Origin of the sequence: Frankia gtarii (assembly GCF_025403375.1) — a bacterium.
GTDB lineage: Bacteria > Actinomycetota > Actinomycetes > Frankiales > Frankiaceae > Frankia > Frankia gtarii.
In genome coordinates, this window is record NZ_JAMPTM010000274.1 from 1 (window position 1) to 8,878 (window position 8,878).

An 8,878-nucleotide genomic window follows, 5' to 3' on the forward strand; every position below is an offset into this window, starting at 1 on the left:
ACGCCCACACTGGCCCCGAAGCCCGACCAGGCGTAGACGAACTCTCGGAAGTAGCGCACGCAAGCAGAGCAGGACCCTGCGCTCGGCCGGTGATCGACTCGGTCACCGGCCGAGCCAGCGTTCGACCCGGGCACATCAGCCGGTGGACGGAACGGTCCAGGCCTCTACCGGACGAGTCGGGCATCAATACCGGAGGTGGCATAAAGAAAGCTGATACAGCCCGACTATCACGTGCCCGTGAAACGGGCAGTACCTCAAGACGGCGGTTTCCCGAGGACCGGCTGGCGGCCGATCCCGATCCCGTGCGGACGGTCTTGGCCCCCGTCGGCCGGCACGCTGATGGCCAGGACCGCGGTGTCGTCGTCGAGTCCGTCGCCGAAGCCGTCCAACAGGGCGATCAGGGTGTCGACGGCTGCCGACGCGGTGGTGGGGGTCAGGCCGGCGGCGAGGTTGAGCAGTGCGTCGTCGCCGTAGCGGTGGCGGTCGACACCGGCGGTGCGGGCCTCGGTCAGCCCGTCGGTGTAGAGCAGCAGGGTGTCGCCGGGTGCGAGGCGCACGCGGGTGGTGGAGATCTGGGCGTCGGGCAGGACGCCGATGAGCTGACCGCCGGGGGTGGGCAGGTAGGTGGCTGTGCCATCGGCCCGCAGCAGCAGCGCCGGGGGATGGCCGCCGCTGGCCAGGGCGAGGGTGAAGCCGCCGGCGTCTCCGCCAGGGGTGAGCAGTCCGAAGATCACGGTGCAGAAGCGCGGCTCGTAGTCGTGGCCCTCGTCGCCGGGGACGGTGTCGGCGCCGAGGACGGTGTCGGCGCCGAGGACGGTGTTGAGGTTGGCCAGCACCGCGGCCGGGTCCGGGTCGTACACGGCGGCGGCCCGCAGCGTGTACCGGACGAGGGAGGTCACGGCCGCGGCGGCGGCGCCCTTGCCGCGCACGTCACCGAGGAACAGTCCCCAGGCGCCGGTGGCGAGCGGGAACAGGTCGTAGAAGTCTCCGCCGACCTCGTCGGTCGAGGCGAAGTGGTAGTGCGCGGCCACGTCCAGGCCGGGCACCGGCGGCAGGACCGGAGGCAGCAGGGTTCGCTGCAGCGTGGTGGCCAGGCGCTGCAGGCGTGCGCGTTCGCGCTCGGATTCCTGCCGGGCGCGCAGCAGCTCCGTCTCGTACGCGCGACGATCCCTGGCGTCGAAGATCGTGGTGCGGATCAGCAGCGGCCGCCCGTCGTCGCCGGACCGCACCGTCGAGGTCACCAGGACCGGCAGCCGGGTGCCGTCGGCGGCCTTGAGCTCCAGGGCGATGCCGCTGATCTCGCCCTGCATGCGCAGCAGCGGGGCGAAGTGGGTCTCGTGGTAGATCCGCCCCCCGACGGTGAGCAGGTCGGCGAAGCGGCGCCGCCCGACCAGCTCGTCGCGGCGGTAGCCCAGCCAGCCGAGCAGAGTAAGGTTGATCTTTGCGATCTGTCCGTCCAGGAGGGTGGAGAGGTAGCCGCAGGGCGCGTTCTCGTACAGATCCTCGAGGCTGTCCTCCAGCAGCGCGGCGAACGGGAGCTGCTGACCGGAGTCCGCGCACACCGCCTCACCTGCGCCCTCGTCCGTCACCGCCCGGCGCCTGCGAACGCGACGATCGCCGCCGCCGTGGCCTCCGGCGCGCTGAGCTGCGGGCAGTGGCCGGTCGCCGGCAACGTCACCAGTTCACTGCCCGGGATACTCGCCTGGACAAACGCGCCCACGCCCGTCGGCGCGATCGCGTCGTTCGAGCACTCCACCACCAGGGTGGGCACCCGGACCCGGGCGAGATCGGCCCGGTTGTCCGACAGGAAGGTCGCCCGGGCGAAGGACCGGGCGATGTCCGGGTCGGTACGGCAGAAGCTGTTCGTCAACTCCTCGCCCAGCTCGGGTCGGTCCGGATTACCCATGATGACCGGCGCCATCGTGGCCGACCAGCCCAGGTAGTTGCTCTCCAGCGACTCCAGTAGCTCGTCGATGTCCTCGGCGCTGAAGCCGCCGTGGTAGTCGCCGTCCTCGAGGTAGCAGGGGGAGGGGGTGAGCAGGACCAGTCGGTCGAACAGCTCCGGCCGCCGGGCGGCGGCCAGAACCCCGATCATGGAACTCACCGAGTGACCCACGAACGTCACCGGCCCCGTGGACGTCACCGGTCCCGCGGCGAGCTCCGCGCAGACCTCCACGACGTCCTCGGCATAGCCGTCCAGGGTGGCGTAGCGCCGCGGGTTCCAGGCCGTCAGATCGGAGCGGCCGGCGCCGACATGGTCGAAGAGCACCACGGTGAACTCGCGGGCCAGGGTGGGGACCACCAGGCGCCACATGTTCTGGTCGCAGCCGAACCCGTGCGCCAGCATCACGATGGGCGCACCCTCCCGGCCGGTGACCACCACGTGGTTCCTGCTCCGCACGTCCATAGCCGTACATTCTTTACCTGGACGCCGGGAGTGGCGCGGTGAGAGGGACCACGCACGCAGGCACCCGCGCGGGCCGGCCGGGGCCGGCCCGCGCGGGTGGGGCTACCTGGCGGGTGGGGCTACCGGTTTGCGCCCGTGGCGGCGACCGAGCCCAGCAGCGCGGCGTTGCCGGAGTCGGCCTCGGCCTTGCGGCGGCCCATGCTCTTGGTCTCGATGTCGACGTCGGCCGCCTCGGCGCGCAGCGCGGCGACGGTGGCCTTCTCCTTCGGCCGGATGGTGAAGGGGTCGAACGAGTACGCCCGCATCGCGTTCTCGTGGGTGATCTTGTTGATGTCGGCGTCCGAGACCCCGGCGAGGTCCTTGAACAGCTTCTCGGGACCGTGCGGCCAGGTGGAGTCCGAGTGCGGGTAGTCCAGCTCCCACATGATCTTGTTGATGCCGACCTGGTCGCGCAGCTTCACGCCCACCGGGTCGTCGATGAAGCAGGTCCAGATGTGGTCGTAGAAGACCTGGCTGGGCAGCCGGCCGCCGAGGTCGGTGAACGTCCACGCGTGGTGGTGCTGGTAGACGTAGTCGGCGCGCTCGAGGGCGTAGGGCAGCCAGCCGATGCCCCCCTCGGACAGGGCCATCTGCAGGTTCGGGATCCGCTTGAAGATCCCGGAGAAGACCAGGTCGGTGACCGCCATCAGGCTGTTCACCGGGGTCAGGGCGATCATGACCTCCGGCGGGGCGTCCGGGGCGGTGATGTTCATCGACGACGACGAGCCGATGTGAATGTTGACGACCACGTCGTTGTCCGCGCAGGCACGCAGGAACGGGTCCCAGTACTCGGTGTGGTAGCTGGGCAGGCCCAGCTTGGTCGGGTTCTCCGAGAAGGTCACCGCGTGGGCGCCCTTCGCGGCGATCCGGCGGATCTCCTCGGCGGCGAGCTCGGGGTCCCACAGGACGGGCAGGGTGATCGGGATCAGTCGGTCCGGGTGGGAGCCGGCCCACTCGTCGATGTGCCAGTCGTTGTAGGCGCGCACGCTGGCCAGCGCGAGGTCCTTGTCCTTGGCGCGCAGGAACAGCTGGCCGCAGAAGTGCGGGAAGGTGGGGAAGTTGATGCCCGCGAGCACGCCGCCGGCGCTCATGTCCCGCACGCGCTCGTCGGCGTCGTAGCAGCCGGGGCGCATCTGGGTGTACTCGGTCGGGTCGAGCCCGTACTCCTCCGGCGGACAGCCGGCGACGGCGTTGAGGCCGACGTTCGGGGCGAAGCCGTCCTCGAACGCCCACAGGTCGCCGCCACCCGGGCCCTTGACGATGTGCGGGGCCCGGTCCTTGTACTTCGCGGGGATGTGCGCGTCGAACATCGTGGGCGGTTCCACGACGTGGTCGTCGACGCTGATCAGGATAAGGTCTTCGACCTGCATGACACTCCTTGACGCCTACAGAGGACAGAAGAACGCATCAGCGTGCGTGGGTCCGGGTGCACCGGTCCTGCCGGGTCCCGGTGGGAGGGCGCGGATCTCACCGGATGCCTCCCTGCTCCTCGTTGGTGAACGTGACGCAGCTCTATGAGCTGTAACACTACTAAGGCTACTGTCAGGATGAAAGGGGCGCCAGCGGATCGGACCCACCGGGCGATCCGGTCCAGGCGGCGACCCGCTCGCGGTGGGGATCCGCTCGTGGTGAGGATCCGGTCGCGGTGGTCTCAGAACGCCGAGCGGTCTCAGAACGCCGAGCGGTGATGGCCGCCGTCGACCTCGATCCAGTTGCCGGTGACGTAGCCGGCCTGCTCCGAGCACAGGTACACGATCATCGAGGCGATCTCGTCCGGGCGGCCGAGGCGCGCGGCGGGCACCCGTGCGTTGGTGCGCATCCACTCGCGGCGCGCCTGCTCGTCGTGCACGCCGACGTTGGCGTTCATGTAGGCGATCGCGTTGTCGGTCTCGATCCAGCCCGGCGCGACCGTGTTCACGGTGATGCCGTAGCGGGCGTACTCGTCGGAGACGGTCTTGAGCAGGCCGATCGTCGACGGGCGGGTGGCGTTGGCGATGGCGTGGTGGATCGCGCCCACCGGCTCCTTGGCGGTCGCCGAGCCGATGTGGACGAAGCGGCCCCAGCCGGCCTCGCGCATCCCGGGCAGCACGGCGTGCAGCAGGTAGACCTGGCTCATCGTGTAGCTGCGGAACGAGTCGACGTAGTGCTCGGGCTCGGTGATGTCCTCGAAGTCGCCCGGGATGTTGAACACCGTCTGGCCGATCACGATCAGCGGCGGGCCGAGCGTCGTGGTGACCTCGGCGACGGCCCGGTCGACGTCGGCGCGGTCGGTGAGGTCGGCCGGGATCCCGATCGCGGTGCCGCCGTCGGCCGTGATCTGCTCGACCGCCGCGTCGATGGCGGTCTTCGTCCGCGCGACGATCGCGACCTTGCAGCCTTCGGCGGCGAGCAGGCGGGCGGCCTCGCGGCCCATCCCCTTGCTCCCACCGGTTAAGAAGACGACCTTGCCAGCGATGCCGAGATCCATGCGTGGTGCCTCCTGGGCGTGAGTGCTGTGCCCGTTCGCCCGGAGAGCGGCCCGAGGTGTCGGGCGGCCGGGCGGCCGGGCGGGGAACGTCGACCGGCCGGGTGCCGATGGACGGCGGCACGAAGACTCGACCGGATCGAACCGCGAGCGCCGAGCGGGCGAGGTGTGGTCAAGGCGGCGGCCGCGATGTAGAACACAATTCTAGGAACGTTCTGGCGGAAGCGTCAACGCATCGGTGGCGCCGCCGCGCAGGGCGTGGGCGGCCGGACCGCCCCCTGGGCCGAGCCGGCGCGGGGGCTACTTGATGGTTTCGTCAAGTCTCCGGTCGCCCTGAAGGACTGACGAGGTGATCCCGATCCTGGTGATCATCGTGGGGTGCGGCCGACAGGTCGACCATAGGGAGGCCAGGTGTTGATCTTATGACTGCTCCGCTCGCGGGTATCAAGGTGCTGGAGTTCTCCGAGCACGGGTTCGTGCCGTCCGCCGCGGCGGCGCTGGCCGACTTCGGTGCGGACGTCGTCAAGCTGGAACGGCCCACCGGCGATCCGATGCGCCAGATCCATGCCAACCGCCTCGTTCCCGAGGCCGACGGCGAGGAGTTCATGTTCGAGCTGGTCAACCGCAACAAGCGGGGCGTCGCGCTCGACGTGGAGACGGCGGCCGGCCGGGCCGTGTTCGAACGGCTCGTCCGCTGGGCGGATGTCTACATCACCAACCAGCTTCCCCGGGTGCGGCGCAAGCTTCGCACCGAACCCGCGGACCTGCTGGCCATCAACCCGAAGCTCGTCGTGGCCAAGGGCCACGGCCAGGGCCAGGCCGGCCCGGACGCCGAGGCCGGCGGCTACGACGGGGTCTCCTACTGGGCCCGCGGCGGCGTCGCCCACGTGCTCACCGCGCCGGACGCGCCGGAGCCGACGATGCAGCGCCCGGCCCTCGGCGACGTGCCGACGGGCATGTACCTCGCCGGCGCGGTCTGCGCCGGCCTCGTCCACGTCCTGCGCACCGGCAAGGGCGTCGTCGTCGACACCGCCCTGCTCAACGGCGCGACCTGGACGATGGGCCCCGACCTCGCCTACAGCTCGCTGACCGGTCGCCAGATGCAGATGACCGGCGGCGGCCCGCGCAGCCCCCTGGTCAACACCTACCGCACCGGCGACGGCCGCTTCGTCAATCTCGTGATGCTCGACGAGGCCCGCTACTGGGCGCCCGCCTGCACCGCCGTCGGCCTGCCCGAGCTGATCGACGCCTACCCGGACGCCGCGTCGCGCCGGCCCGCCTGGGGCGAGCTGGGCGACCGGTTCCGGGCGGCGATCGGCGCGTTCAGCCGCGCCGAGTTCGACGCCCGGCTACGGGAGCAGAACTGCATCTTCTCGTTCTACGCGGTGCCCGAGGAGGTCGTCGCCGACCCGGCCGTCGTCGACAACGGCTACCTCATGGACCATCCGACCCGCCCGGGGCTACGCCTGCCCGCCGCGCCGGCCCAGTTCGACGACGCGCACCCGGTGATGCGCCTGGGCGCGCCGGCGCTCGGCGAGCACTCCCGCGAGGTGCTGCGCGAGGTGGGCTACGACGGCGAGGAGATCGACCGGCTGGTCAAGGACGGCGTGCTCGGCGGCCCCCCGGCCGTCTGACCCGCCGCCCGTGACCCGGGCCGGATCCGCCCGTCGCCCGGCGGATCCGGCCCGGTTGCCCGCGACCGGCCAGCTTGCGACCGGCCAGCCGGCGACCGGCCAGCCGGCGACCGGCTAGCTTGCGACCGGCTCGTTCGGGACGACGCGGGGGACGACCGGCTGGTGGCTGGTCGCGCCGCCGTCGACGGTGAGCTGGGTGCCGGTGACGTACTTCGACTCGTCCGCGGCCAGGTAGACCGCGGCGGCGGCGATGTCGGCGGGTTCGCCGAGCCGCGGCAGCGACAGCATGCTGCGGATGACGTGCATGTACTCCGCGTCGGCGAGCAGCTTGCGCATGGTGTCGCCGTCGGTGTTGATGAACCCGACGATGATCGCGTTGGCGCGGATGGAGTCCGGGCCGTAGTCGACCGACATCTGCCGGGTCAGCGAGTTGATCGCCCCCTTGGACGCCTGGTAGGCGGGTCGGGAGCGCACGGACAGGATGCTCGACGACGCCGAGATGTTGATGATCGAGCCGCCGCCCGCCGCGCGCATGTGCGGGATCGCGTACTTGCTGGCCCACAGCGTCCCGTACAGCGCGGTGCGGACGGTGTAGTCGAAGTCCTCGTTGGTGATCTCGTCGACGTGGTTGTCGACGCCGCTGATCGTCACGTCGGTGGCCGCCGCGTTGTTCACCAACACGGTGACCGGACCGTAGGCGTCGACGGTCGCGGCGATGGCGCCCGCGACGTCCGACTCGATCTGGTTGTCGGCGCGCACGAACGTCGCGGTGCCGCCGGCGTCGCGTAACTCCTTCTCCAGCGCGATGCCGGTGGACTCGTTGCGTCCGGTGAACGCCACCGCCGCACCCTCGTCGACGAACATCCGCACGATCCCGGCGCCGATGCCGGCGGTGCCGCCGGTGACCAGCGCGACCTTGCCCTGCAGCCTCACGTGCCGTCCTCTCGTCGTGTGCCCGACATCCCCGTGCCCGTCAACCCCGTGCCCGTCAACCCCGGCCCGCGGCCTGCACGGCGATCGCGGCGAGCTCCCCGGGGGTGCTGCCGCGGTGCTCGCGCAGGATGTGGCGCAGCGTCAGGTCGACGTCGGCGCCCTCGGCCCGCAGCGCGGCGACGGTGGAACGCTCGCGCGGGCGGTGCGAGAAGGCGTCGAAGTCGAACGCCCGCAGCGCGTTGAGGTGCGTGATCGCGTTGACCTCGTCGTCGGGGATGCCGGCCAGCGAGCGGGCCAGCTCCTCGGGGCTGTTCGGCCAGGTCGAGTCGCCGTGCGGGTAGTCGCACTCCCACATGATCGTGTGCAGGCCGACCCGCTCGCGCAGCACGAGCCCGGCCGGGTCGTCGATGAAGCAGCTGTAGATCTGGTCGCGGAACAGCTCGCTGGGCAGCCGGTCGCCGAGCTCGGTGCCCGTCCACGCGCGGTGGTGGCGGTAGACGTAGTCGCAGCGCTCGAGGGTGTAGGGGATCCAGCCGATGCCGCCCTCGGACAGCGCGATCCGCAGGTCCGGGAAGCGGGGGAGCACGCCGGAGAACAGCAGGTCGGTCAGCGTCGACTGGGTGTTCATCGGGCTGAGCGCGATGGACACCTCCATCGGCGCGTCCTCGGCGGTCACCGGCACCTGCGACGACGAGCCGATGTGCAGGCAGACGACGACGGACGTCTCCGCGCAGGCCGCCCAGAACGGGTCCCAGGAGCGGTTGTGCAGGCTCGGCAGGCCGAGCTTCGCCGGGTTCTCCGAGAACGTCACCGCGCGGCAGCCCTTTGCGGCGACCCGGCGGATCTCGTCGGCCATGAGCTCGGCGTCCCACAGCGGCATGACGGCCAGCGGGATGATCCGGCCGGGGTGGGCGCCGGCCCACTCGTCGATGTGCCAGTCGTTGTAGGCGCGCACGACGGCGAGCCCGAGCTCGCGGTCGGCGGTGGCCCGGGTCAGGAACTGGCCGCAGAACTGGGCGAAGGTCGGGAAGTTCAGGCTGGCCAGCACCCCGTTGACGTTCATGTCCCGGATGCGCTCGTCGATGTCGTGACACCCCGGTCGCATCTGGTCGAACCGGGTCGGGTCCAACCCGTAGTCCTCCGGGCGCACGCCGGCGACCGCGTTGAGGCCGATGTTGGGAGTGATCTGACCCTCGTAGGTCCAGATCTGGTTGCCGTCGGCGGTCTCGACGACGTGGGGCGCGCGGTCGCGGTATCGGGCGGGGATGTGCGCGTCGAACATGGTGGGCGGCTCGACGACGTGGTCGTCGACGCTCACGAGGATGAGGTCACCGACATCCATGGGGCGCTCCTGTCAGCGGGCGGCGGGGCGGTGGTCAGGCCGCTGTCTCTTATACACAA

General features: G+C 70.9%; 7 protein-coding genes. 1 reads left to right on the forward strand and 6 read right to left on the reverse strand.

From position 1 onward, the window contains the following. Positions 1 to 254: 254 nt before the first annotated feature. The 4 genes from NBZ83_RS26685 to NBZ83_RS26700 all read right to left on the reverse strand — a co-directional run bounded on the left by NBZ83_RS26685 (position 255) and on the right by NBZ83_RS26700 (position 4,913). Positions 255 to 1,589: a PP2C family protein-serine/threonine phosphatase gene (locus tag NBZ83_RS26685; protein ID WP_261576020.1), complete on the reverse strand. Its 1,335-nt coding sequence runs from the start codon at positions 1,587 to 1,589 to the stop codon at positions 255 to 257. Beyond that, the gene (locus NBZ83_RS26690) at positions 1,586 to 2,407 is read right to left on the reverse strand and encodes an alpha/beta fold hydrolase (RefSeq protein ID WP_261570548.1); all 822 of its coding nucleotides are present in this window, start codon (positions 2,405 to 2,407) and stop codon (positions 1,586 to 1,588) included. Before NBZ83_RS26690 ends, NBZ83_RS26685 begins: the two co-directional genes overlap by 4 nt. 119 nt (positions 2,408 to 2,526) lie before the next feature. Then, a complete protein-coding gene (locus NBZ83_RS26695; protein WP_261570547.1) occupies positions 2,527 to 3,816 on the reverse strand; it encodes an amidohydrolase family protein in 1,290 nt (429 codons plus the stop codon). Positions 3,817 to 4,115: 299 nt separating this feature from the next. Further along, entirely contained in the window at positions 4,116 to 4,913 is a 798-nt protein-coding gene (locus NBZ83_RS26700; protein WP_261570546.1) for an SDR family oxidoreductase, read from the reverse strand. A 419-nt stretch (positions 4,914 to 5,332) separates the two neighbouring features. Here NBZ83_RS26700 and NBZ83_RS26705 point away from each other — a divergent pair, with 419 nt between their 5' ends. Then, positions 5,333 to 6,544 (forward strand): CaiB/BaiF CoA transferase family protein, encoded by a 1,212-nt coding sequence (locus NBZ83_RS26705; RefSeq protein ID WP_261570545.1) that lies wholly within the window; start codon positions 5,333 to 5,335, stop codon positions 6,542 to 6,544. 114 nt (positions 6,545 to 6,658) lie between these two features. Here NBZ83_RS26705 and NBZ83_RS26710 read toward each other — a convergent pair whose 3' ends face one another. Together NBZ83_RS26710 and NBZ83_RS26715 are read right to left on the reverse strand one after the other, a co-directional pair. Next, entirely contained in the window at positions 6,659 to 7,477 is an 819-nt protein-coding gene (locus tag NBZ83_RS26710) for an SDR family NAD(P)-dependent oxidoreductase (RefSeq protein ID WP_261570544.1), read from the reverse strand. A 55-nt stretch (positions 7,478 to 7,532) separates the two neighbouring features. After that, positions 7,533 to 8,819, reverse strand: a complete 1,287-nt coding sequence (locus NBZ83_RS26715) for an amidohydrolase family protein (RefSeq protein WP_261570543.1) — start codon at positions 8,817 to 8,819, stop codon at positions 7,533 to 7,535. Positions 8,820 to 8,878: the final 59 nt, after the last annotated feature.